Annotated in this window: 30 protein-coding genes and 2 tRNA genes; 11 read left to right on the forward strand and 21 right to left on the reverse strand. The window is 54.0% G+C overall.

Features of this window, described 5'->3' with window-relative positions; all coding sequences use genetic code 11:
• Positions 1-60: 60 nt before the first annotated feature.
• The 4 genes from ureC to ureG are packed head-to-tail and all read left to right on the forward strand — an operon-like array spanning position 61 to position 3,592.
• Positions 61-1,773 (forward strand): urease subunit alpha, encoded by a 1,713-nt coding sequence (ureC, locus tag AB4Y96_RS01490; protein ID WP_441915187.1) that lies wholly within the window; start codon positions 61-63, stop codon positions 1,771-1,773.
• 13 nt (positions 1,774-1,786) lie between these two features.
• The gene (ureE, locus tag AB4Y96_RS01495) at positions 1,787-2,311 is read left to right on the forward strand and encodes an urease accessory protein UreE (RefSeq protein ID WP_441915188.1); all 525 of its coding nucleotides are present in this window, start codon (positions 1,787-1,789) and stop codon (positions 2,309-2,311) included.
• Positions 2,283-2,972 (forward strand): urease accessory protein UreF, encoded by a 690-nt coding sequence (locus AB4Y96_RS01500; protein ID WP_441915190.1) that lies wholly within the window; start codon positions 2,283-2,285, stop codon positions 2,970-2,972. The genes ureE and AB4Y96_RS01500 overlap by 29 nt, the downstream gene beginning before the upstream one ends.
• On the forward strand, positions 2,969-3,592 hold the full coding sequence (gene ureG, locus AB4Y96_RS01505; protein WP_441915192.1) for an urease accessory protein UreG: 624 nt from the start codon (positions 2,969-2,971) through the stop codon (positions 3,590-3,592). Before AB4Y96_RS01500 ends, ureG begins: the two co-directional genes overlap by 4 nt.
• Here ureG and AB4Y96_RS01510 read toward each other — a convergent pair.
• The 6 genes from AB4Y96_RS01510 to AB4Y96_RS01535 all read right to left on the reverse strand — a co-directional run bounded on the left by AB4Y96_RS01510 (position 3,589) and on the right by AB4Y96_RS01535 (position 9,411).
• A complete protein-coding gene (locus AB4Y96_RS01510; RefSeq protein WP_441915193.1) occupies positions 3,589-4,608 on the reverse strand; it encodes an LLM class flavin-dependent oxidoreductase in 1,020 nt (339 codons plus the stop codon). The two genes, ureG and AB4Y96_RS01510, sit on opposite strands and share 4 nt — an antisense overlap.
• Before the next feature lie 114 nt (positions 4,609-4,722).
• Positions 4,723-4,932 carry a hypothetical protein gene (locus tag AB4Y96_RS01515; RefSeq protein ID WP_091883335.1) on the reverse strand — a complete coding sequence of 70 codons (210 nt, stop codon included), beginning with the start codon at positions 4,930-4,932 and terminating at the stop codon, positions 4,723-4,725.
• Positions 4,933-5,270: 338 nt separating this feature from the next.
• Entirely contained in the window at positions 5,271-5,534 is a 264-nt protein-coding gene (locus tag AB4Y96_RS01520; protein ID WP_441915195.1) for a hypothetical protein, read from the reverse strand.
• 916 nt (positions 5,535-6,450) lie between these two features.
• A complete protein-coding gene (locus AB4Y96_RS01525; protein ID WP_441915197.1) occupies positions 6,451-7,707 on the reverse strand; it encodes a glycerate kinase type-2 family protein in 1,257 nt (418 codons plus the stop codon).
• A 5-nt stretch (positions 7,708-7,712) separates the two neighbouring features.
• Entirely contained in the window at positions 7,713-8,024 is a 312-nt protein-coding gene (locus AB4Y96_RS01530; RefSeq protein ID WP_091883324.1) for a Dabb family protein, read from the reverse strand.
• 91 nt (positions 8,025-8,115) lie between these two features.
• A complete protein-coding gene (locus tag AB4Y96_RS01535) occupies positions 8,116-9,411 on the reverse strand; it encodes an amidase (protein ID WP_441915198.1) in 1,296 nt (431 codons plus the stop codon).
• 199 nt (positions 9,412-9,610) lie between these two features.
• Between AB4Y96_RS01535 and AB4Y96_RS01540 the strand changes: the two genes are divergently transcribed.
• Complete coding sequence (locus tag AB4Y96_RS01540) at positions 9,611-9,754, forward strand: DUF1127 domain-containing protein (protein ID WP_091883320.1); 144 nt, start codon at positions 9,611-9,613, stop codon at positions 9,752-9,754.
• 57 nt (positions 9,755-9,811) lie between these two features.
• Here the strand turns inward: AB4Y96_RS01540 and AB4Y96_RS01545 are convergent, their stop codons facing one another.
• Positions 9,812-10,657 carry a MipA/OmpV family protein gene (locus tag AB4Y96_RS01545; protein WP_441915200.1) on the reverse strand — a complete coding sequence of 282 codons (846 nt, stop codon included), beginning with the start codon at positions 10,655-10,657 and terminating at the stop codon, positions 9,812-9,814.
• 223 nt (positions 10,658-10,880) lie between these two features.
• Positions 10,881-10,956 (reverse strand) — tRNA-Phe (locus tag AB4Y96_RS01550).
• A 192-nt stretch (positions 10,957-11,148) separates the two neighbouring features.
• On the opposite strand from AB4Y96_RS01550, the gene AB4Y96_RS01555 reads away from it, so the two are divergent.
• Positions 11,149-12,234, forward strand: coding sequence for a Gfo/Idh/MocA family protein (locus AB4Y96_RS01555; RefSeq protein WP_441915202.1), 1,086 nt, complete (start codon positions 11,149-11,151; stop codon positions 12,232-12,234).
• A gap of 12 nt (positions 12,235-12,246) precedes the next feature.
• On the opposite strand, the gene yacG is transcribed toward AB4Y96_RS01555, so the two are convergent.
• From yacG to AB4Y96_RS01600, 9 genes are all read right to left on the reverse strand, one after another.
• The gene (gene yacG, locus AB4Y96_RS01560) at positions 12,247-12,453 is read right to left on the reverse strand and encodes a DNA gyrase inhibitor YacG (RefSeq protein WP_091883314.1); all 207 of its coding nucleotides are present in this window, start codon (positions 12,451-12,453) and stop codon (positions 12,247-12,249) included.
• Positions 12,454-12,495: 42 nt separating this feature from the next.
• The gene (locus tag AB4Y96_RS01565; RefSeq protein WP_091883311.1) at positions 12,496-13,122 is read right to left on the reverse strand and encodes a Maf-like protein; all 627 of its coding nucleotides are present in this window, start codon (positions 13,120-13,122) and stop codon (positions 12,496-12,498) included.
• 59 nt (positions 13,123-13,181) lie between these two features.
• On the reverse strand, positions 13,182-13,400 hold the full coding sequence (gene infA, locus AB4Y96_RS01570; RefSeq protein WP_008122731.1) for a translation initiation factor IF-1: 219 nt from the start codon (positions 13,398-13,400) through the stop codon (positions 13,182-13,184).
• 137 nt (positions 13,401-13,537) lie between these two features.
• Positions 13,538-13,951, reverse strand: a complete 414-nt coding sequence (locus tag AB4Y96_RS01575) for an arsenate-mycothiol transferase ArsC (RefSeq protein ID WP_244518431.1) — start codon at positions 13,949-13,951, stop codon at positions 13,538-13,540.
• Between the two features lie 62 nt (positions 13,952-14,013).
• Positions 14,014-14,499, reverse strand: a complete 486-nt coding sequence (locus AB4Y96_RS01580; RefSeq protein WP_091883306.1) for a UPF0262 family protein — start codon at positions 14,497-14,499, stop codon at positions 14,014-14,016.
• Between the two features lie 7 nt (positions 14,500-14,506).
• A complete protein-coding gene (gene hisD, locus AB4Y96_RS01585) occupies positions 14,507-15,799 on the reverse strand; it encodes a histidinol dehydrogenase (RefSeq protein ID WP_441915204.1) in 1,293 nt (430 codons plus the stop codon).
• Between the two features lie 21 nt (positions 15,800-15,820).
• Complete coding sequence (locus AB4Y96_RS01590; protein ID WP_091883304.1) at positions 15,821-16,258, reverse strand: DUF2948 family protein; 438 nt, start codon at positions 16,256-16,258, stop codon at positions 15,821-15,823.
• 135 nt (positions 16,259-16,393) lie between these two features.
• A complete protein-coding gene (gene murA / locus AB4Y96_RS01595) occupies positions 16,394-17,683 on the reverse strand; it encodes a UDP-N-acetylglucosamine 1-carboxyvinyltransferase (RefSeq protein ID WP_091883301.1) in 1,290 nt (429 codons plus the stop codon).
• Between the two features lie 115 nt (positions 17,684-17,798).
• Positions 17,799-17,996, reverse strand: a complete 198-nt coding sequence (locus AB4Y96_RS01600) for a hypothetical protein (protein WP_091883711.1) — start codon at positions 17,994-17,996, stop codon at positions 17,799-17,801.
• Between the two features lie 154 nt (positions 17,997-18,150).
• Between AB4Y96_RS01600 and AB4Y96_RS01605 the strand changes: the two genes are divergently transcribed.
• Both AB4Y96_RS01605 and AB4Y96_RS01610 read left to right on the forward strand, forming a co-directional pair.
• A tRNA-Thr gene (locus AB4Y96_RS01605) sits at positions 18,151-18,225 on the forward strand.
• Between the two features lie 475 nt (positions 18,226-18,700).
• The gene (locus tag AB4Y96_RS01610) at positions 18,701-18,928 is read left to right on the forward strand and encodes a hypothetical protein (protein ID WP_139210490.1); all 228 of its coding nucleotides are present in this window, start codon (positions 18,701-18,703) and stop codon (positions 18,926-18,928) included.
• Between the two features lie 104 nt (positions 18,929-19,032).
• Here AB4Y96_RS01610 and AB4Y96_RS01615 read toward each other — a convergent pair whose 3' ends face one another.
• Both AB4Y96_RS01615 and AB4Y96_RS01620 read right to left on the reverse strand, forming a co-directional pair.
• Positions 19,033-20,028 (reverse strand): glycosyltransferase, encoded by a 996-nt coding sequence (locus AB4Y96_RS01615; RefSeq protein ID WP_441915206.1) that lies wholly within the window; start codon positions 20,026-20,028, stop codon positions 19,033-19,035.
• 2 nt (positions 20,029-20,030) lie between these two features.
• Positions 20,031-20,732 (reverse strand): polysaccharide deacetylase family protein, encoded by a 702-nt coding sequence (locus AB4Y96_RS01620; RefSeq protein ID WP_441915208.1) that lies wholly within the window; start codon positions 20,730-20,732, stop codon positions 20,031-20,033.
• Between the two features lie 238 nt (positions 20,733-20,970).
• Here AB4Y96_RS01620 and AB4Y96_RS01625 point away from each other — a divergent pair, with 238 nt between their 5' ends.
• Entirely contained in the window at positions 20,971-21,327 is a 357-nt protein-coding gene (locus tag AB4Y96_RS01625; RefSeq protein WP_441915209.1) for a DUF4260 domain-containing protein, read from the forward strand.
• 19 nt (positions 21,328-21,346) lie between these two features.
• Here AB4Y96_RS01625 and AB4Y96_RS01630 read toward each other — a convergent pair whose 3' ends face one another.
• The gene (locus AB4Y96_RS01630) at positions 21,347-22,252 is read right to left on the reverse strand and encodes a LysR family transcriptional regulator (RefSeq protein WP_441915211.1); all 906 of its coding nucleotides are present in this window, start codon (positions 22,250-22,252) and stop codon (positions 21,347-21,349) included.
• Between the two features lie 114 nt (positions 22,253-22,366).
• Here AB4Y96_RS01630 and AB4Y96_RS01635 point away from each other — a divergent pair, with 114 nt between their 5' ends.
• Complete coding sequence (locus tag AB4Y96_RS01635) at positions 22,367-22,984, forward strand: FMN-dependent NADH-azoreductase (protein WP_441915213.1); 618 nt, start codon at positions 22,367-22,369, stop codon at positions 22,982-22,984.
• Positions 22,985-23,083: 99 nt separating this feature from the next.
• Here AB4Y96_RS01635 and AB4Y96_RS01640 read toward each other — a convergent pair whose 3' ends face one another.
• On the reverse strand, positions 23,084-23,269 hold the full coding sequence (locus tag AB4Y96_RS01640; protein ID WP_091883287.1) for a hypothetical protein: 186 nt from the start codon (positions 23,267-23,269) through the stop codon (positions 23,084-23,086).
• Between the two features lie 201 nt (positions 23,270-23,470).
• Between AB4Y96_RS01640 and AB4Y96_RS01645 the strand changes: the two genes are divergently transcribed.
• Positions 23,471-23,917, forward strand: a complete 447-nt coding sequence (locus tag AB4Y96_RS01645; RefSeq protein ID WP_441915214.1) for an MgtC/SapB family protein — start codon at positions 23,471-23,473, stop codon at positions 23,915-23,917.
• Position 23,918: the final 1 nt, after the last annotated feature.

The following is a 23,918-nucleotide window of genomic DNA, read 5'->3' on the forward strand; positions in this document are numbered from 1 at the left end:
TGTGGCGGTCACGGACGGCTCTAGCCCCATGCAAGACATACAGTTCAAGAGGGAAACATCATGCCCGCTAAAATCACCCGCTCCGCCTATGCCCGCATGTTTGGCCCAACCAGGGGTGACAAGGTCCGCCTTGCCGATACGGAGCTATTTATCGAGGTGGAGAAAGATCTTACCGTCTATGGCGAAGAGGTGAAATTCGGCGGCGGCAAGGTTATTCGCGACGGTATGGGCCAGAGTCAGGTCGCACGGGCCGATGGTGCCGTTGATACCGTTATCACCAATGCTCTGATTGTCGATCACACAGGCATCTACAAGGCGGATGTCGGGCTCAAGGATGGAATGATCGCCGCCATCGGCAAGGCGGGTAATCCAGACACTCAGCCGGGTGTTACCATCATCATCGGTCCGGGCACGGAAATCATTGCCAGCGAGGGAAAAATTCTCACCGCTGGAGGCATGGACGCGCATATCCACTTTATTTGCCCACAGCAGATCGATGAAGCCTTGATGTCAGGTGTCACGACTATGTTTGGCGGCGGGACCGGTCCGGCCCATGGGACGCTGGCAACAACCTGTACGCCCGGCCCTTGGCATCTGGGGCGGATGATTCAGGCTTTTGATTCCATTCCGATGAATCTCGGCCTGTCAGGTAAAGGCAACACATCACAACCCAAGGCACTGGAAGAGATGATCCTTGGCGGCGCCTGTTCATTGAAGCTGCATGAGGACTGGGGGACGACCCCCGCTGCCATCGACAATTGTCTCACCGTGGCTGATCAGTTCGACGTGCAGGTGATGATCCATACGGATACACTGAACGAAAGCGGATTTGTTGAAGATACCGTTGCGGCATTCAAAGGCCGCACGATCCACGCTTTTCATACGGAAGGTGCGGGCGGCGGTCACGCGCCGGATATTATCAAGATTTGCGGCCTGCCGAATGTCATTCCATCATCAACCAATCCGACACGGCCATACACGAAGAATACCATTGCCGAACATTTGGACATGCTGATGGTTTGTCATCACCTGTCATCATCGATCCCGGAAGATGTTGCCTTTGCCGAAAGCCGTATCCGCAAGGAGACGATTGCCGCGGAAGACATTTTGCACGACATCGGTGCCTTTTCGATTATCTCGTCGGATAGTCAGGCCATGGGCCGTGTCGGCGAAGTTTTGATCCGCACATGGCAGACCGCCGACAAGATGAAACGCCAGCGCGGAAGCCTGCCGCAGGAAACCGGCGACAATGATAATTTCCGCGTGAAACGTTATATCGCCAAATATACGATCAATCCGGCGATTGCGCAGGGTGTTTCAAGACATATCGGTTCGATCGAAGTGGGCAAACGCGCCGATCTGGTAATGTGGAATCCGGCCTTCTTCGGCGTCAAACCCGATATGGTGTTGCTGGGCGGATCGATCGCCGCCGCGCCGATGGGTGATCCCAACGCGTCGATCCCGACGCCGCAGCCGGTGCACTACCGCCCGATGTTCGGCACCTTTGGCAAGAACGTCAGCAATTCGTCAGTTGTTTTTGTCAGCAAGGCCTCGATTGAAGTGGGCCTTCGCCAGTCTTTGGGCACAGACAAGCAGATGATCGGCGTCGAAAACACCCGCAGCGGCATTTCTAAGGCATCCATGATCCACAACGATGCCACGCCGCATGTGGAAGTTGACCCGGAAACCTATGAAGTGCGCGCGGATGGCGAACTTCTGACATGCGAACCGGCAACAGTGCTGCCCATGGCGCAGCGCTACTTCCTGTTCTGAGGAGAATGAACTCATGAAACGCGTTACAGGCCATGACCATGCCGGTCACTACCACGGCACACCATTTGACCAGATTGTCCTTGCCCATGACGAGCGGCATTTGCGCCGTAAGGTGCTGACCCTGCAAAAGGGCGAACAGATACTCATCGATCTGCCCGACCCCATTGCTTTCACCCATGGCGATGTCCTCATTCTGGAGGATGGGCGTATGGCTGAGATCATTGCGGCTGACGAGGTGCTGTATGAAGTCACCCCGCGCACCCGGCAGCATCTTTCCGAGCTTGCATGGCATCTAGGCAACCGCCATCTTCCTGCGCAACTGGAAGAAGACCGCATCGTCATCCTGCGCGATCATGTCATCAAGGCCATGCTCGAAGGTTTGGGTGCCAAGGTTGCTGATATCGTCGCGCCATTCCATCCGCTGCGCGGTGCCTATCACAGCGGTCATGGCCATGCGCATGATCATGCTCACCATGATGACCACCGCGATGGTAGTCACGGGCATAGTCATGGACACCATCACCATTCCCATGACTGATCTGAGTTCAAACACAGCGCTCTTGCGCCTGATGACCTGGCTGTCTCCGGCTTTTCCGGTCGGTGCGTTTTCTTACAGTCATGGCGTCGAACGGGCGGTCCACAATGGATTGATCCATGACAAGACTTCGCTGCAAAACTGGCTGAGCGATCTGTTGCACCATGGCTCCATCTGGAATGACGCAGTGCTGTTTACCGCCAGCTGGCAGGAAGTAGCGCGAGACGGTGATTACGAGCGCATTTCGGCTCTTGGCGAAGCCATGGCGGGTTCGAAAGAACGCCACATGGAAACCATGTTGCAAGGCAGCGCGTTTCTGCAAGCCATAGCGCATTGGGATGCAGGCAGTTCAGAACCTGTCCATGAAATACCCTACCCCGTTGCAGTTGCAATCATCGCGGCACGGAATGGCGTTGGTCTGGAAGCCGGACTTGCAGCCTTCCTGCATGCGGTCATGTCCAACCTCATTCAAGGTGCCGTCAGACTCATACCGCTTGGCCAAAGCCACGGTGTCGCGCTGATGGCAGCGTTTGAAAAACCAATCATCGCGGTTGCGCAACACGCTGCCGTATCAAGCCTTGATGACCTCGGATCAGCGGCAATCCAGTCCGATATCATGGCCATGCAACATGAAACGCAATATTCGAGGATTTTCCGGTCATGATCTCGCAAAATGGACCACTTCGCGTCGGGATTGGCGGGCCTGTTGGTTCCGGCAAAACCACTGTCACCGAAATGCTCTGCAAGGCGATGCGCGACCGCTATTCAGTCGCCGTTATAACCAATGACATCTACACCAAGGAGGATGCGCTGATCCTCAACCGATTGCAGGCACTGCCCGAGGACCGGATCATGGGTGTGGAAACAGGCGGCTGTCCGCACACGGCCATCCGCGAGGACGCGACGATCAATCTGCAGGCAATAGCCGAGATGAACAAGCGCCACCCCGATCTCGACATTGTTTTCATTGAATCCGGCGGTGATAATCTGGCGGCGACTTTCTCACCCGATCTGGCTGATCTGACCATCTATGTCATTTCGGTCTGCCAAGGTGAAAAGATCCCGAGAAAAGGCGGCCCCGGTATTACCCGTTCGGATCTTTTGATCATCAACAAGAAGGATCTGGCACCCTATGTGGGTGCCGATCTTGATATCATGGAGGCGGACACAAAGGTTCAACGCGGCGCAAAGCCTTACGTTTTCACCGATATGTTGCGACGCAATGGCCTTGATGAAGTGATCGCATTTATCGAAGCAGCCGGTGGCCTCAGAGAGGCCGCCTAGGCGCTCGCTCTCGTGGCTTTTGCCTGACTATCAGCAATCATCGCGTCTGCGAGAATTTCGTACGAGCGAATGCGCGCCTTGTGATCGAATATATGGCCTGTCACCATGATCTCATCGGCACCCGTGCGCTGGATGAACTCTTCGACGCCTGCCTTGACAGTAGAAGGCGAACCCGCGATCGTGCAGGACAATGATTGCCGTAAGATCGCCCGCGCGTGGAGATCAAGTGTCTCTTCATAGCCTTCGAGCGGTGCAGGCAATGGCCCCGGATTGCCTGTCCGCAGATTGACAAAGGCTTGCTGCTGCGAACTTTTCAGCAAATTCGCTTGGGCATCCGTATCGGCTGCGAAGACGTTCAGCCCCAACATCACATAGGGTTTTGCCAGATACTCGGATGGTTCGAACCTTGCACGGTAAATCTCGACTGCCCTTTCCATTTCGGCCGGGGCAAAATGCGAGGCAAAGGCATAAGGCAATCCCAGCGCCGCCGCGAGTTGCGCACCAAACAGACTTGAGCCGAGTATCCACACGGGAACGTTAAGCCCGGCGCCCGGTACAGCCTGCACCTTCTGGCCCGGTTCCGGTTCGCGGAAATAGCTCAGGAGTTCAACGACATCCTGCGGAAAGCCATTGATGTCCTGTTCAAGATTACGGCGCAAGGCATGGGCGGTGATCTGGTCCGTACCGGGAGCGCGGCCAACGCCAAGATCAATCCGGCCTGGATGCAAGGCAGCAAGGGTACCAAAAGCTTCGGCCACCATCAGCGGCGCGTGATTGGGAAGCATGATACCACCCGCACCAAGGCGAATGGTCGATGTGCCAGCGGCAACATGCGCAATAACAACAGCCGTGGCGGCACTCGCGATGCCACGCATATTGTGATGCTCGGCGAGCCACAGTCGATTGTAGCCGAGCCGTTCGGCATTCTGTGCCAAATCCAGCGAGTTACGGAGTGATTGCGCGGGCGTACTGCCAACGGGAACCGGCGAAAGGTCGAGAACTGAGAGCGGGGTCATTGCCTAGATATAGGCGCTCGGTCACCACGCGCAATGCATGGCAAACAATTCCTGATTCACAAAATTTGAAGTTCTGTTCAATGGAAGAAATAGATAGGTCCGTGCAATTACCAATCAGTTCTTGAGAACACGTAATCCGGCAGCTTCGGCGCGTAATTCCATTCCCACAAGAGCACGCGTTTCCTGAGACAATTGTTCGTCAGACTCGCGGATGGCCGTTTCAATGAAATAGGCAATCATTTCAAATCCTTCACCATCGGCAATGGCACACAACTTCGAGAGTTCTGTTTTCAATACTTTCAGCGTCTGAACTCTCTTGTTCATGCTTCTCTCTCCAAGTCCCACGAGCGGCATTACTATTTTCTTTTTCTTTGAAACATTCACATTATTGCAGATAAAAATCCATGTTGCAGACGGCAGGATTAACAAATTCCGCCGCGCATTTGGTGGATATTTTTCCCGGTAGTTAATTGTTCTTGCAGATTATAATGAAAGTTTCCATCCGACATTAGTAGCAAAATACAACGCTTGGAAAGCCCCGAAGCGATCACAACTTTTGATATAAGTTTCTTGGTTTGATTCAAATTTACTTAAAATTCTATCGATCTATACACAACGCCATGAATGCATTCGCTTATTTAATTCCAGCGGTAGATTACCGGTCAAAGTCGCGAGATTTGCACGCGTGGTTTTCCGCAGATTTCTTTTGAACCAGACTTCACAGCCTTGTCGATTAGACCGGATGCGAGGTCTGAAACCACTTCGACGGCAATATCTTCCGGCAAACCTGTTTCCGCCATCCCGGCCCGCATAGCATGCAAACTAGCATCGCCATCCGTTCCGCAAATATAGGCTTGTGCTTCCAGCAGCGCAGCTTTCTCAAATTTTTTGTTGCTGATGTCATTGTTCTCCGATGGAGCAGCCATTTGGCCCTTCATACTGAAGGCTCCGGCGGGCTGAATTGATAACGCAGACGCCACAATTGCCGTTATAAGGACTGACGCAGATAATTTACGCATCACTTTGGCCTCGATTGCGGAGGCCCGACAGCTCGATAAACGGCCTCTCTCTTCAGGATGTATTAACGAATCAGACAGCGTAGAAGTTCCCCGCCAGCTCTCAACAGGCTGTGATGCGGACGTGATAATTGAACGCGTTTATGCTGCATTGCACCAGACGCAATGCTGCTATGCAATATTATCTATATTAAATCAGACTAATGGAGTTATTCTTAGATCAGGAATTTTCGACAGCGTCACCTCCTCCCGGCTCTGTCGAAACGGTCGGTCTCTTCTCCTCCCAGAAGACCTTCCATAACCAACGAAACCCACCGCACCTCCTCCCGCGGTGGGTTTTGTTGTTTCCAGCCTCCCCTCCGAAGAGCCCACAAACTTTACGCATCAACAAAAACACCGCCCCAAGCATCATCTGCATTGGAACGGTGTTTGAAATAGTAATCTGGATAGTGCCCGTTTCAACCGATTACTGAACGGCGTTCTGTGCACCGGGCGTTTCCGGAACCTTCGACGGCGTGGCCTTCTGGGTCAAAGATTTGGGTGGTGGAACAAAATGCGTGTCCTTTGCCGGCGACATGGCGGAAGCTTGCGGTTTTGAACTCTTGCTCGTGCCTGTGCTTGTGGCTGTGCTTGTATTGCAGGCCGTCAGGACCATTAGGGACAAGATAGCCATGGGTAATGCAATGCGCATACGACGTTCCTTCGTTTACATGTGAGAGCCGCCCAAGCGACATTTAAGACAATCGCAGAGCGTTGACCACCCAATCATGGCGATTACGGGCCAAATAAAGCGTTAGCCTTGTCCTTGAAAAAGGCGCGTGGCTTTCTACCGGATAAGGATTGCCCTGAGATCATTGACATTGGTCCCTGTTGGTCCGGGCACATAGAGATCATCAATGGCGTTGAATGCCGACCATGCATCATTGCCATTGAGATAGGCCGACGCATCAAGTCCCTTTGCCAATAACCGCGTTATGCTGCTGCTGTCAGCAAAAGCGCCGGCATTGTCTTCCGAGCCATCAATGCCATCCGTGTCGGCGGCAAAAGCGGTGATGCCATCATAGCCATCAATATCAATGGCCAGCGACAGCAGAAATTCACTATTGCGCCCACCTCTGCCTTTGCCACGAACCGTGACCGTCGTTTCACCTCCGGAAAGAATGACGACAGGTCTGGAGAAGGGCTGGTTTTTGCTCAGTACCTGCTTGGCCAAAGCTGAATGCACATGGGCCACTTCCCGCGCCTCACCTTCAATTGCATCGGAAAGCACAATGGCTTCAACACCAAGCGCGCGCGCAGCTTTGGCCGATGCCTCGAGTGAAACGCCAGCTGATGCGATGACCCGGTGCTCATGCGTGGCAAATTCCGTATCGGAGGGTTTTGGCGCGTCAGCGGCTGGCGATTGCAAATGCTTCAAGGCAGCGCCCGGCAGATCGAGATTATAGCGTTCGACAATGCGCAATGCGTCTTCACGGGTTGTTTCGTCAGCAACTGTCGGACCGGAAGCAACAAAGGCGGGATTATCGCCCGGTATATCGGAAACAATCAGTGAGAACACCCGCGCGGGATAGGCCGCGGCAGCGAGCCTTCCGCCCTTGATGGTGGAGAGATGTTTGCGCACCGCATTCATCGCGGAAATTGGCGCCCCTGAGGCAAGCAGCGCTTTGTTGACGGCAATCTCATCGTCAAGCGTCATGCCATCAGGTGGTGATGGCAACAATGCCGAGCCGCCGCCCGAAATCAGCGCCACGACCAGATCATCCGCGCTCAAGCCCGAGACCGTTTCAAGCAGACGCTTTGAGGCGATCAACCCAGCCGCATCCGGCACCGGATGGGACGCTTCGATTATCTCGATGTGCTCACACGGCGCACCAAAACCGTAGCGTGTAACAACCACACCTTCGAGCGGGCCATCCCACACCTTTTCAAACGCGCTGGCCATTTGCGCAGACCCTTTGCCTGCACCAACCACTATGGTGCGGCCCTTGGGCTTGGCGGGCAAATGCGCGGCGATCGTGTGTTGCGGGTCAGCAGCCTCAACGGCAGCCTGAAACAGCTTTATGAAAAATTCCTTGTCCTGCATTCGCTTCACATATCCAGATCAAAAACAAAAACACCCTCAACCCCCGCTACAGCAGAGGCAACGATACGCCCGCCGATGGCTCTGTGCTCCGCATCCTCAAGGTAGGTGTCACGGGCAACCGCATCGGCAAAATCGATTATGAAGCCCTCCGAATAGCCTTTGTCCATGCCCGCTTCCGGACTGACGTTTGGCCGCGCAACGAACGACAATACTCCCGGCAGTTTGCCACAGAGATTTTCAAGATTGCTATATATCTGTTGTCGATCAGAAGCGGGGAATTCGTCGCGAAAACGAATGAAAACACAATGGCGGATCACGGGGAGCTTTCCTATTGGTCGAATGGTCGAGGCGCATCCTGACGGGATTACCGGAAATTGCGAGCGCTAATTCTGCTTCTTCCGAAATATCCTAGCCAAGCAATCGCTCGACAGACATGGCCATCGATAAAAGCCTGTTATCCGCACCATGGCGCGCAAACAGCATCAAGCCAGCAGGCAATGCCAGATCGGGCATGGGAAGGCTGATAGCCGTCAGATCGAATTGATTGGCGATCTGTGGATTGCGCAGCAACTGGCCTTCTGTCTGTTTGTAGAATTCATCATCCTCGACAACGGAGGCGATCAAAGGAGCTGTGATGGGCGCTGTGGGCATGGCGAGAAAATCATAGGACGCAATGAACCCATCCATCTTGCGCATCAGGTCGCGCCGCTTTTGCATGAGCTCGATATAGTCCGCTTCCAATACAGCCAAGCGCCGCAACAAGGGTTTCTGAACACGCGGGTCGACATCGAGCGCCGTATCATTAAGCCAATCAGCGTGAACACGGCTGGCCTCTATGCCTGCGATTGAACCAACCGATGTGGCTTCGGCCATTTCGCGGATCAGATCATCCAGTGTGCATTCAACCAGAATAGCACCTGATTTTTCGCAAAGTTGCAGACTGCGTTCGAAGGCCTTGGCGATTTCAGGTTCCATTGCATCAAGAACCACTCCCCGTGGCACGGCTATGCGCAAACCGGTCAAAGTCGCGGGTTCGGGAAGGATTATACCCTCACCCGCCATCACTGCGTCTGCCAGAGCGCAATCGGCAACAGAACGCGCCAAGGGGCCAATGGAATCAAGACTTGGTGATAGAGGGAACGCACCCTCTCGCGGCACTCTCTTTGCTGTGGGTTTGAAACCCACGACGCCGTTGAGTGATGCCGGAATACGAATGGACCCACCCGTGTCCGAGCCTATCGAAATGTCGCTTGTACGATCGGCCGCGGAAATGCCCGCGCCAGTCGATGACCCACCGGCAACGCGACTGGGATCAACGGCGTTTCCCGCTACCTTGTAATGTGGATTGAGCCCGACAGCTGTGAAGGCAAATTCCGTCATGATGGTTTTGCCTGGGATGACCGCACCGGCCTTGCGCAGACGCTCAACAATCACTGCATCCTTGACCGCTAATGGTCTATTTCGGCGCATGATCGAACCGGCGAGCGTAGTTTCCCCCGCCACATCGAACAGATCCTTGATTGAAACGATCTTGCCGTCCAATGGCCCAAGCAGGCGCCCGTCGCGCGCACGCCGGTCCGAAGCATCTGCCTCCTCCCGCGCAGTATCGGCGTAGAGTTTTACAAACGCATGCCCGCTGCCAGCGGCAATGGTTGCCAAGCTTTGCTCCAGTTTATCGCGTGCGGATACGGTTGACCGGGACAATGGCATCTCCCCCTCAGAAAATATGACTTGCCATGTCTATAACGCGGTGGACACGAAAATCAAAAGAAGGCTACCGAGACCGGTAATATTGCTATGCAGCATGATCATTGCTGCTATGCAACATTGGCAATTTTCAAGACAGCCAACGCACCGCACTATTTCCCCTTGGGAGGGCAACTATAATTAAGGGGAATACCAAATGAGCCTTCGCAATCGCATCCAAAAATGGCGCCAGTACCGTCAGAATCTGCACGAACTCCGGCTGTGCACCGATCGCAATCTTGCTGATCTTGGCATTGCGCGCTCGGACATCCGCCACGTCGCATGGCAAGCCTGCAGTTAAGCAATCATCCGTATTTTTGAATGTCACATTGTTTGGGCAGGCCGATAACGGCCTGCTTTAGTGTCCAATACCGAACGAGTAATTCCAGGTAATGCCCACGGCTTTCTGATCCTTGGACCCGAGCCTTGGCACAACAGGACTTTCAGCTGCATCTCCGGCCAGCCTGTCGTAGCGGCCAAACAGCTGAACGCTCCACGCATCCGAGAACGAATAGGTTGTCGCAGCGACGATGCCATACGACTTGATGCCGCCGCCCRGCGTATAGGCCTCAACTCGATGGTTGTGGCGGGCTTCATCTTCCGTCACGCCAAATGTGTTGCGCATATAGGTACTGTCAGCGATCGACAGCCGCGGACCAACCGAAAACAGGAACTTATCATAACGCTGGAACACGTCGGCTGACAGGTCGGCGACGAGACCACCTGAGTTGTTGAAGGCCTGCCGCACCTCGGCACGCACACGCAGGCGATCCTGAATCGGCCAATATTGCGCAAACATGCCGCCATCGACAGTAAACGAGATATGGCGCAGGCCGACAAAGGCTTTGTCATCAGAGTGGTCGCGACCAGACCGGAAACCGATCACCGGGCCAAGCTCCAGCCCACCCAATGTCAGAAGCGTATAATCAATATTGTCATCGGGGGCACTCATGCCCTCGGGCTCGTCAGCACTGCGGATGTCAAAGGAAGGCATGAAGCCAAAGCCGCTTGTGCGAGCGCCTTCGAACTTGCTGCCATATTCAACACTGGCACCGACGGTTACGATCCAGCGTGCAGGATTAACAGGCTTGCCGTCGGTGGCGACTGCTTCTGTATCGGCTGCAAGGGCAGCGCCAGAGCACGCAGCAAGAAAGCCAGCGCTTAGAAGCACTGCCGCAAATCGCTTTTTACTCTGATACACCATTTACGCGGTTTACCCCGATTCGCAGCCATCCCAGACTGCCGCGTGATCTTTAGATCAATTCCGCGGCAAATTTTAGTGCTGATTGGATCAAAAAGATAGGACCTGAAAATGCGGATGAACTGGTTTGACGAATAGTACCTGCCGCAAATTCATTTCCGCGTATCGTTTATCCCAGCTTATCAAACGCTGGCCTGACGATTCTGCATGATAAAATGAGTGAAAATGGTGCCCAGACGCGGATTCGAACCACGGACACGCGGATTTTCAATCCGCTGCTCTACCAACTGAGCTATCTGGGCACTTCAGGCATTTCCGTTATCCGGCAAGCCTTTCTGACAGCGTTGACTTTCTGTCGGAAGCGGGTGGGTTATAACACTAAAAATCCCCCTGTCCAGCATCAACTAACGATTTTTTTGCCGTTTTTCTGCCTCTTGCAAACGGCATGCATTGGTGCGTTTGTTTAAACCATCAAGAGACAGGATTCGTATTGCATGGATGAAACGGGGGAGAAGGCTGCCAAGAGCAGTGATTTTGGCTGGGGAATCATCGGGAGCGGCGAAATCGCCCAGCGATTTGCCGCCGATCTGGCTTTTGTGCCTGATGCAGCCCTTGTCGCCAATCACTCCCGCTCACTTGCCAGTGCCGAACAGTTTCGCGACGCATTCGGCGGAAAGCGGGCTTATATCGATCTCGATTCCTTCTTGTCCGATCCGGCCATTGACGCCGTCTACATCGCCACGCCCAATTCCGTTCACCTGGCCCAGGCGCTGAAGGCCGTACGGTCAGGCAAGGCTATTCTCACTGAAAAGCCCATTGCGCCCTCGCACACTGAAGCCTCGGTAATCCAACGCGAAGCAACGAGGACCAAGGTCTTTGCCATGGAGGCCCTATGGACCCGCTTCCTGCCAGCCGTGGTGGCGGCCAAAACAAAGATCGATGCGGGTGAAATCGGAACAATCCGGCGAATCACCGCAGAACTTGCCTATGCCCATGACTACGATCCTGAAAGCCGGTTTTTCAAGCGGTCATTGGGAGGCGGTGCGACGCTTGATCTCGGCGTTTATTGCGTGTCTCTGGCCATGTATTTTCTCGGCCAACCGCAAAAAGTCTCTGGCCTGTGGCATGTAGCGCCTAGCGGCGTCGATATGAGTTCGGAAATGACCCTGCATTATGATGGTGCCGAAGCAAATCTATCTTGCGGTTTTGACCGGGACGGCGCGAATCATTTTGTCATCGAAGGAACAGAAGGCGCATTGCGGCTGGATGCAGATTTTCTACAGGCGCAACGGCTGACGCTTTACCGGCCGTATGTTCTCGCAACCCCATTTGGTCCACTGAACAGGCCCCTCGGTTTGATTGGTAAACTGCTCGACCGCCTGCCCTTCCCCGGCCGCAAGATCGAAGACTATCCGTTTGAGGGCAGTGGGCTGCAGTTTGAAGCCATGGCTGTGATGAATGCCATGCGCAAAGGCGAGAAAACCTCGAAGATTATGCCTCTCAGCGACAGCATCAACGTGCTTCGCGCGATCAACATCGTGCTCGCACAGCCTGCCACCACGCGGGTTATCAAAATCTAAGGGTGCGGGGCCTCAGTGCTCCGAATCATCCTCGCTATCGTCAGCGCTTTCGACAGCAGGCAGAACGTAAGCACCGTTCAGCCAGCGATTAAGATCGACATTACGGCAGCGGCTTGAGCAAAACGGGTAATGCTCGCGCTGCGATTGTCTTTTGCATTCCGGGCATGGCCGTGGCGGCCGCAATGGCGTTACTTTCGCCGAGCTATTGTTTTCGTCCATCAGTCCAAAACCTCAGAGCTTTTTGTTTAAATAGAAAAGGCTCTAATGCGCCGATGATTGCCAATTGGCATAGACGGGATAACCCTCGCCATGCAGGAGGCCGGCAGTTTCGTATAAAGGCAGGCCAACCACATTACTGTAGGAACCGACCAGCTTGACAACAAAACCGCCTGCAAGTCCCTGAATGGCGTAGCCACCGGCTTTTCCACGCCATTCACCTGACGCAAGATAGCTCTCCAGCTCCTCGCGTGAAAGGCGTTTGAAGCGCACACGCGTTTCAATCAGTTCCTGCCGGATCTTGCCCTTCGGCGTAACAAGGCACAGGCCCGTATAGACGCGGTGTGAGCGGCCGGACAAAAGGCGCAGGCAGCTTGTCGCATCATCGAGAATTTCGGCCTTCGGCAAAATACGCCGACCAACCGCCACCACCGTATCGGCGGCGATGATATAGGAATTGCCAAGCTCGGCATCGCCCTTCAACTCACCCGCAACTTTCTCGGCTTTCAGGCGCGACAGGCGGCGTGCGAGGGAACGCGGATGTTCGGCACGCAGAGGCGTTTCGTCCACATCGGCGGGTAAAAGGCGATCAGGCTCCAGGCCGATCTGGCCCAGAAGCGCCAGACGGCGCGGCGAGCCGGATGCCAGAACCAGTTTGTGTTGATCGCTCATGAACGCATTTCCTGGAAATTCGTGTCCTGCGGACAAGTCTGGCCGGAGGCCAAGAGGACTTATTTAAAGCGGTAGGTAATGCGACCCTTGGTCAGATCGTATGGAGTCATTTCGACAAGAACCTTGTCACCAGCCAGAACGCGGATGCGGTTCTTGCGCATACGACCAGCCGTGTGAGCAATAATTTCATGATCATTTTCGAGTTTTACCCGGAACATCGCGTTGGGCAACAGCTCCGTCACGAGACCGGGAAACTCTAGTACTTCTTCTTTCGCCATGCGTAGTTCTATCTCCAAAAAAGGAATTTGCGGTCACACTCGACCGCAATTTTGCGCGGAACCTATAGTATTGCGCGCCATTTGTGAACAAGGGAGTTGGAAGCAATTGTGCACGGTCTGACAAACACTCAAATTGCCTAGCCGAAACGCTCCTGAATGTGATGTTTGAGGTTATCCCTGACGTCGCGATAGGCTTCCATGATCTGATCACGGCGGCCACGCACCAGTGTTGGATCAGGTGTCGGCCAATATTCCACATGAACCGATGTCGTGCGTGTCAGTTCCAGCGCCATATGATGAGCCTTGGGCGACAATGTGATGATCAGGTCAAAATAGTCGTCTTCCAGCTCTTCGAAGGTACGCGGATGGGCGGAAATACGCTTTAGCCCCAGTTCTTCCAGCACCGCGTCGACAAACGGATCTGGCTCACCCTTTTCCACACCTGCCGATGCTACATAGACCCGTGGCGGCAAAAGGCTGCGGGCCAGTGTTTCAGCAATAGGTGAGCGGATGGAATTCATCCCGCAAATAAAAAGCACAGCGGTGGGCATGCTGCCTTTGGCAGGTTCCTGCTCGTCGGGGAGCTTTTCCGGTTCAACGCTCAATGGCCCCATCACCCCCGCCAATGCAGCACACATACAAGCGTAAAGAGGCGGCGGGCCGTGTCGAAATCCACTTCGATCTTGCCACTCAGGCGATCCATCAGCGCTTGCGACCCTTCATTGTGCAGCCCTCTTCGCCCCATATCGATTGCTTCGATCTTGCTCGGGCTGGAAGACCGGATTGCCTCGTAATAGCTCTCGCAGATCATGAAATAGTCTTTCACAACCTTGCGTAGCGGCGTCAGGGAGAGAATATGGGTGACCACATCGTCGCCCGTTTCACGGGAAATGGCAAAGACCAGCCGTGTTTCTATCAGCGAAAGCTTTAGGCGATAGGGACCTGTTCCCTCGTCACTAACAGGACGAAAGCTGTTTTCCTCAATGAGGTCGAAAATGGCAACGGCCCGCTCATGCTCAACATCAGGCGTGGAGCGGCCGATGGTCTCGTCCAACTCCACATCGATCAATCGCGCATCGGTATTGCCCGTTGCTGTCATTATTGTCCTATAGGTTCAACCGGATCGCGACGGAATTGCCATGCGCATCAAGACCTTCGGCGCGCGCGAGTTCTATCGCCGCTGGCCCCAGAGCGCGCAACTGTTCCACACCCAGTTTCAGGATGGACGTTCGCTTGACATAGTCAAGCACAGAAAGGCCGGAGGAGAAACGTGCTGACCGTGCCGTTGGCAATACGTGGTTGGAGCCGCCGACATAGTCGCCAATGACTTCAGGTGTATAACGGCCAAGGAATATGGCACCGGCATTGCGCACACCCGCAAGCAGAATCTCGGGATCATCGGTGGCAATTTCCAGATGCTCCGGAGCGATACGATTGACCAGTGGCAGCGCCGATTCCAGATCCTGCACCAGAATCACCGCACCATAATCACGCCAGCTAGCGCTTGCGGTTTCAGTTCGCGGCAGGTTTGCCAGTTGCCTCTCCACCGCCGCGATAACCGCATCGCCAAACGCTTCATCATCGGTGATCAATATGGATTGCGAGGCGGTATCGTGTTCTGCCTGTGCCAGAAGATCAGCGGCGATCCAGTCAGGATTATTGCCACCATCCGCAAGGACAGCCACTTCGGAAGGCCCGGCAATCATATCAATGCCGACCTGACCGAAAACGCGGCGTTTGGCAGCCGCCACGTAGGCATTCCCCGGACCAACGATCTTCGACACGGGAGCAATGGTTTGCGTGCCATAGGCTAATGCAGCAATCGCCTGCGCGCCACCAACGCGATAAATCTCTGAAACGCCAGCCAGCCGTGCTGCCACGAGAACCAGTGGATTAAGCTTTCCATCCGGAGATGGGACAACCATGACAATCCGCTCAACGCCTGCCACCTGTGCCGGAACGGCATTCATCAGCACAGAGCTTGGATAGCTCGCCGTGCCGCCGGGTACATAAAGCCCCACCGATTCCACTGCTGTCCAACGCGAGCCAAGCTCTACACCCAAGGCATCGGTGTATCGATCATCCTGCGGCATCTGCCGCTGATGGTGCGAATGAATGCGGTTGCGCGCAAGCTTGAGGGCTTCGACAGTTTCCAAGGGCGCTGCAGCCATTGCCGCATCGATTTCCGCCGATGTAATCGCAATACCGTGCTGGACGAGATCAATCCGGTCGAAACGCTGCGAATAGTCGATCAGCGCTGCGTCACCCTCGGTCCGCACTCTATGAATAATATCGGCAACAACACGATCGACATCTTCCGATACCTCGCGTTTCGTTAGAAGAAACGCGGCAAACCGGGATTCAAAATCAGGATCGGACTGCCTCAACACCAATGCCAATGTAACCACTCCTTTTGCCCGTCAGGCATCATGTTCCGGCTTGAACTCGGTTTCCCAGACAGGTCCGAGATCCGTAAGCTGCGCTTCGATCGCTTCCACCTCAAAACGCAGAGCCTTGTTGGCAGCAAATGTCAGTTCGATCGTCCCTGAAGGGGCGTCTCCGGCAATAAACCGGATGGCCAGAAGTGACAGTACATCGTCCTTGTAGCGGCGTTCGATACCGGTCGCCTTGAGACTGGTCACCCGCGCAAAATGCAGCGCCGTGCGCCGGCGTTCAAACGTGCGGTGGCGTTTGCCATCGGCAGCCAGTTCCCAGACGAAGCGGTTCACCGCCAGAACCAAACGCTGTTCGGCAGGCAGATAATCAATATCGGCTATTTTCAGCACGGAATCCTGCAGATGCGCAGAAAGGATTTGCAGATCTTCCTCATCAAGCGCGATGAGTTTGAGAGTGTCCATGTCTACCCTTTGCATGACTTATCAGGATCATGGCGCGCGGGACGCGCCACATTCCCTTCCCTGTTAGAGGAAAGTTCAGGCAAATGGAATTCTACTGTTGGGCGAAAGTGCACAAACAGGAAAAACAGCGCTCAATCAGTCGCTGATACGTTCCACAACGGCGCCACAACGCGACAGCTTTTCTTCCAGACGCTCAAAACCACGGTCGAGGTGATAAACGCGATTGACGGTTGTTTCGCCTTCAGCGGCCAAACCGGCAATAACCAGAGATACGGATGCACGCAGGTCTGTTGCCATGACAGGCGCACCTTTGAGCCGTTCCACACCTTCGATCTTTGCCGTCTGACCGGAGAGTGAAATTTTCGCGCCAAGACGAGCCAGTTCCTGCACATGCATGAAACGGTTTTCAAAGATGGTCTCGGTGATGTGCGATGTGCCCTTGGCCATGGTCATCAGGCCCATAAATTGCGCCTGCAGATCGGTCGGGAAGCCGGGGAATGGCTGCGTGGTAACATCCACTGGCATAATGCCGTGGCCATTGCGCACGACACGCAGACCTGAATTTGTCTCAGAAATTTCAGCACCAGCCTGGCCGAGTGTTTCCAGTGCCGCGCTTAAAAGGCTGGCATCGGCGCCTTCAAGGATCACGTCGCCGCCGGTCATGGCCACAGCCATCGCATAGGTGCCGGTTTCAATACGATCAGGAATCACACGAACACGCGCACCGGAAAGGCTGGTGACGCCTTCAATGGTAATTGTCGACGTACCCGCACCGCTGACGCGTGCGCCCATCGCATTGAGGCAATCGGCAAGATTGACAACCTCGGGCTCCTGCGCGGCGTTCTCGATGATGGTCTCGCCCTTGGCAAGGGTCGCTGCCATCATCAGCACATGCGTGGCGCCGACCGATATTTTCGGGAAGGTGAAACGCGTGCCAACAAGGCCGCCCTTTGCGCTTGCCTTGACGTAACCATTCTCGATTTCGATCTCGGCGCCAAGCGCGCGCAGACCATCAATGAACAGATCAACCGGACGGGTACCGATGGCGCAACCACCCGGCAGCGATACGGTGGCTACACCCATGCGCGCCAAAAGCGGGCCAATGACCCAGAAACTTGCACGCATCTTGGAAACGAGTTCGTAGGGCGCTGTTGTATCGACAATATTGCGAGCGGTGAAATGGATCGTGCGTGAGTAGGCGCCATCCTGACGTTCACGGCGGCCATTGACGGAATAGTCAACGCCATGATTGCCGAGAATGCGGATCAGCTGTTCTACGTCGGCCAGATGAGGCACATTTTCGAGCGTCAGCGTATCATCCGTCAAAAGTGACGCGATCATCAACGGCAGGGCCGCATTCTTGGCACCGGAAATCGGAATGATGCCATTCAGCTTATTACCGCCAACAATCTTGATACGATCCATAATGTGTCACTTTCGCGGGATATACCCGTCCTGTCGTTGAGCCCTTTGCAGAGCCGGTTGATCTAAACCATCGCAGACAATGGTTCAAGAAATGCTTCGATCGCAGCGCGACCGGTCAAGATTCCGAAGACGGGGTATCGGAGGAGGTCTTTTCTGCAGCGGTGATTCCCTCGTCGCGTTCATCTGCAGCCCCGGAGCGCCGGGAACGTATTTGCTGTTTTCGCCGCGCCAGATTCGCCCGTAATTGTTCCGAACGCCGCTTCTCACGACTTGTTTGCTCGGAATTCGGGTTTTTCGAAGACGGCGATGTCATATGTGATCTTTCAAAATCCGTATCCGCCAATCGCGATATTTTCCCAGGGAATGCTAGGCTTTTGGCGAATCCTGATATTTTGCTCAAGAGATTACGATTGCTTGCTTGCGATTTAAGCAATGATATGGCAGAAGTCCGCCGCGTTCGCAAATAAGCTGCGGTAGCTCAGTGGTAGAGCACTCCATTGGTAATGGAGAGGTCGAGAGTTCAATCCTCTCTCGCAGCACCAGCGCAACCAATTGAAATCATTGAGAAATCAGAGATTTCAGGTTGCGAGTACCGCTAACCAATATATAGTTTTGATAGTCATTTGGGTAACGTCCTGTCACCGATTTGCGACACCTACGCATAAAGTCCGCCAAGATCACCGCCAAAAAGAGCGGCGCGGCGCGTTTGATCTGCGGCCCTTGTCTCCTATTCAACTTTTTTCTGCTCAGCCCTCCGCGCGAGTAAATCACCGATAATCGAATCAATCGTCGGCAGATCGAGGGCGGCACTTGCAGCGCAACAAAATCACCAAGGGATCGCCATTCGAGCGATGCGCCGACGCCAGCAAAGAATAAAAAATAGAATTAATTTAATTTCGTATTTTGTCTAAATCTGTCGCTCAAGGGCTATATTGCCGCAAAGCGGCGTGAGATTGTTGAGAAAAAATGGAGTGTGGGAAAATTCTTGACGCAAAACCGGAGAAGTCATTTGAACAAATGACGGAAGCGGAACTTCTTGCCGCTCAAAATTATTGGTTCGAATACAAATACGATCATCAAGCGTACGGTCTCGAATATGGTGCGGCGGATCGATACCTGAAATTGATCACGACGCTTCTAGCTCGATTTCGCACCGGTATTCCAGCTTTCACTGCTTTGACTTCTGTCGATATTTTAAGCATGTTAGCGGACGCAGATCAGCTCTTGGAAATGGTGTTTAGCTAGCATCAAAGTGCAAACGATCATCAAATGATCATTGTTCGCGAACCATTATCCACAGGTAATCCACAGATAGTTTTGATGAGACCGGCAAGGCCGACAGGTGGATATCATGCACCGCTGACGCGCTGGTAGTGCGATGAATCTTTGCCAAAACATGCCCGCAGGAGGCCGACGATGCTGCCGAGACGCGAGGCTGCCTTCACCAGGGTTCTTCCCTTCGTAAACGGCATAGCAATCAGGTAAAGACAAACCGACAATATCCTGCCGACAAGTGAGCCCGGCAAACGCAGAAGCGTTATGATTCGTCTTTTCCGCAATTTGGCTCGCATCTCGATAGTGCTGATGTCGCGGCTGCGCCGGTACTGATAGGCAAAAGTTAGCCGGTCTTGCGGCACGGTTTCATAGGCAATTGCCTGGGGGGTCCAGCCCGTATTGGCACCAAGCTTGCTGGCATCGGCCCAAAGCCGCCAATCCTCGCCGCCCGCCAAGGCAAGGCCATTGTCAAAACGCACACCAGTTCGGCGGAAGAACGCCAGATTTCCCATCCAACTTCCGGTTGCGATCCTTATGCGATGCACCTGACCGCTATTACGCTTGCTCAGATATTTTGCCTCGCTCTTCCGGTTGGCCAGTTCCATGCCGGACCAGATCATTTTCTGCCACAGGGTTGCATCGGAAGCCGGTGGCGCGAGGCGGACAGGCGATCCGACAATATCCAGATCATAGGTGTCACGCTCGGCAAGCAATTGTATCAGCCAGTCCAGCTCCACCATCTCGTCATCATCCGCGAAGGTGAGCAAATCATCGCCTGCATCAATCGCGCATTCGAGAACGCGATTGCGCGCAAAGGCGATGCCAAGACACGGTTCTATCTCATACCGGACGGAATATTGCGGGACCTGCCTGCGAAATGCGTCCACGACGCCCTGCAGCGTGGCTTGATCATTGTTTTCAACAATGAGGAAACGGATGCGCGTCCCCTCCGGCACGCGCATATGCGCGTAGGAATTCAAAAGATTTTGCAACATCAACGGACGATTGCGGGTGATCGTGCCAATACAGATGCTACGCTTGCGTGTAATTTCTCCGGATATGACCGCCATGATCAGCCGGTCACGGATTTACGCAAAACATTCAGCCAGCCATCGGTGCGACGAACGATCTTACGCGGCAAGAGCAGTTTGTCATCATCGGGTGTTGCCCGGCCCCGCTGGGTCGTGGTGGCAGTCGTAAAGCCCGCTTCCTCAACTATCTTCCTGACATCACCGGACAAATCGCCATAGGGATAACAAAAGGCATTCACAGCGCTGCCAAGCATGTCTTCGAGTTCGCGTCGTGAACCGGTAATCTGGCGCCGGGCTTCGTCAAGACCGACCTGTGCCAGATGCACATGATCAAGCGTATGAGCACCAACTTCGTGCCCCATTGCAGCCCATTCCAGCATTTCCGCTTTGGACATGCATGGCGCATGGGGAACGCCTACGGGCACGTCCCATTCATTGAAGCCCCCGATCTGCCGGCTGACGAAATAATTTGTTGCGGTGAAGCCAAGTTCGTTAAGAACAGGCAGAGCGTGGACATAGACGTTACGGAAACCGTCATCAAAGGTAACGCCAACCACCTTGCCGGTCTTTTCACCTGCGAGATAGGGTTGCAAATCGCGCATCGACAGCCCCGTATAGCCCATGCGTTTGAGCCATTTCATCTGGCGCTGAAAATTGCCGGGGTCCACGGTCAAATAGCGGAATGGGCTGCCCCGTCCTGCTGGCTTATCGATCTGATGATACATCAATATAGGTATTGGCATTTTACCTAAGCTCAGATGAAAATCGGGGCATTTTGAAATCTCTGAAACAAGAGGGGTATAGCAGGTCTGCTTCCCGCATAGTGGACATATCAATTGTGCCTTTTTCAGCGCAATAATCACTGAATGACTAAAATAATTTGATTCTCGGCAACCGGTTACATCTCCAAGATGACGGCTGGATTGCCGCCGCCAGAATTCGGGATATAAATTGACCCATGCAAGGGAGCCAAATGATATTATGACCATTCTGCTGCGGATTGAAGGAGCAATGGTGGCTGCGCTTGCCATAACAGCTTATTCGCTTTTTGGCCTTAGCTGGTGGCTTTTTATTGTGCTCTTCCTTGTGCCCGATATCTCAATGCTAGCCTATCTCAAAGGTCCGAAGATTGGTGCGATCTGCTATAACGCGGTGCATCTTTACGCTCTGCCAATCATTCTTCTGGCGGCAGGCTGGTGGTCCGGCTCCAAGCTCGTCTTGTCGATTGGTTTGATATGGGTGTTCCATATTGCCATTGATCGCGCTCTTGGATACGGCCTGAAATTCTACAGTGCGTTTCAGGACACCCATCTTGGACGCATCGAAAAAAAGGCATGAACCAACTTATCTTCCAAGATCAATAGTTGCACGAATCCATTTCCTGCTTGAAGCGTTCGATCCACCATGTAGCGGCGGGCCCAAGGGGCCTGTCTGCCATGTGAAGCGCAAAAAGCGGATAACTCCCCTCGGGATAGGGTTCGAGATCAAGCTCAACCAACCGGCCCTCGGCAACATCATCGCGTATCATCCATTTGGGCAGACCACCCCACCCCAGACCGGCAATCATCAATTGATGCTTGATGCCGACATCAGTCAATCGCCATGTCTTGTAGGCAAATACACCAAAATTCAGGCCCTTGGTCTGTTCGGAAAGGTCGGTGACGACGAGTTGAACGTGATCGCGGATGAATGATAGCGGAACTGGCCCTTTGTAAAGGGCAAGCGGATGATCCGGTGCCGCGACGGGTGTCATCGTCATCAGGCCAACCCGAATTGTCACCAGGTCATCGCTTGGCTGAAGCGGTGATCCGCCAATGCCGATATCTGCCTGCTTTTTCAACACAAGATCCCACACCATACCCAGCGCGCCAACATGCAGACGCAGACTGACGGTCGGAAATTGCTGCTGAAAGGCCTTCAAAACATGGATGAGAACCGGAGAGGGTACGGACACATCAATGGCAATCGAGATTTCCGCTTCGAGGCCCGCTTTGAGGCCTTCGGCGCGCGCCCTCAAGCTTTGCAGGGCTGACGCCATGCGCCGCGCATCCTCAAGCATGGCGAGACCCGCATCGGTCAATCGCGGTTGCTTTGTTCCCACACGAGTAAAAAGCTGCAGTTCAAGCTGGGATTCCAGATTGGCAATCGTATAGCTGATAACCGATTGAGAGCGGTTAAGGAGCCGGGCAGCGGCAGAGAAACTGCCAGTGTCGGCAACGGCAAGAAACACCTGGAGCTGATCGAGTGTTGGGTTCGGCTGCATGATCTATCTACTTTTTCGATGAGTTTGATAGATATTTTCACAGTTTTCTAAATGGATGTCGAGGGCCAAATTACAGGCACGAAATCAATCATCCTTTTAGAAGGTACATAAATCATGTCATCCATTCTTCTCGTTACATCCAGCCCTCGCGGTGCTGCATCGCATTCAACCGCGGTTGCCAAAGAGTTTGCAAACAAGCTGCAGCGGGCAACGCCCGGTAGCCAGATTGTTACCCGCGATCTTGCCAGCCATCCGCTACCGCACATCGACGCGGAATACACAGCTGGTATCTATACACCGGTTGAGGCACGCACACTTGAGYAGCAGCGCGCTGTTGCCGTTTCGGATAAGGCTGTCGACGAACTCTTTGCAGCAGACAGCATTGTAATTTCGACAGGCTTCATCAATTTCAGCATCTCTTCAACGCTGAAATCATGGATCGATCACATAGCCCGTGCGGGCAAGACATTCAGCTATGGCGAAGACGGCCCCAAGGGCCTTGTAACCGGGAAGAAAGTCTACCTCGTGATCGCTTCGGGCGGCGTTTACTCGGAAGGACCCGCTTCAGGTATGGATTATGCTACGCCGTACCTCAAATCCGTGCTCGGTTTCCTTGGCATGACGGACGTTGACGTTGTTCGCATCGAAGGTATTGGCATGGGTCCGGAAGCAGCAGCCAAGGCGATTGCGACGGCAGAGGAACAAACCAGCCATTTGGCCCTTGCGGCCTAAAAGATCAAATCAGTGAGGGGTGGATACCAATCCACCTCTTTGTCCATGTAATAAAATGGATTTTTCGAACAGAAGAGCGATCCGCTTATGAGTGGTCTGCTACTTCGGTGCCTTGTGTTCGGCTTCATCAAGCCGACGGAGCTGGTCGAGCAAGCTCTCGGGCACGGTGTCTTCCACCTTGTAGATACCGGCAGCACGTATTGCCGTCCTGTAGGACGACTGCGATATCTGTCGTCGCAGGATTCTTGATAACTGTTTTTCGTTGGTCCGGTTGGTGCCGTCCATCGCATTACTCCAAACGCTACTTCGTGGTCTTAAACACCTTCCCAGCGAAGAAGGTTCCCCTTTTCTAGACTTATGTCCGTTAAGACAATGTGTCTCTCCGCCGCATGGCCAGCGGAAAGACAAATGTCGTTACCTCATTGGGAACTGTCCGCGTCGGCAGGCGTTGTAATGCAACCTTTCCTCCGACCAATGGGGTATGTTTTGTACGAAATATTTCAGTACCTTAATTCCTTGCCCATCGTTCAGCACGTCCTGACTCTTGCGGTTGCCTATGTGCTTGCCTTTCCGATCGGATGGGAGCGGGAAATCGAAGAGCGCAGTGCAGGCATGCGCACATTTCCTCTTGTCGCACTTGCCAGCTGTGGCTTTATTCAGGGCACCGAAGGTGTCATGGGAGAGCATCCGGAAGCTACAGCGCGCATCATCGAAGGATTGATTACTGGTGTCGGTTTCATCGGCGGCGGCGCGATCCTGCAAATGAAGGATTCAGTGCGCGGCACGGCTACCGCCGCCAGTATATGGGCGACCGGTGCCATCGGCGTTGCTGTTGGCCTGGAGAGTTACGATGTGGCTTTTATCATCTCCCTCGTCACCTTCCTGACGTTGCGACTAATGCTGCCGCTCAAAAAGGAAACCAAGGAAAAGTAAG

Origin of the sequence: Phyllobacterium sp. TAF24 (genome assembly GCF_052113785.1) — a bacterium.
Classification (GTDB): Bacteria; Pseudomonadota; Alphaproteobacteria; order Rhizobiales; family Rhizobiaceae; genus Phyllobacterium.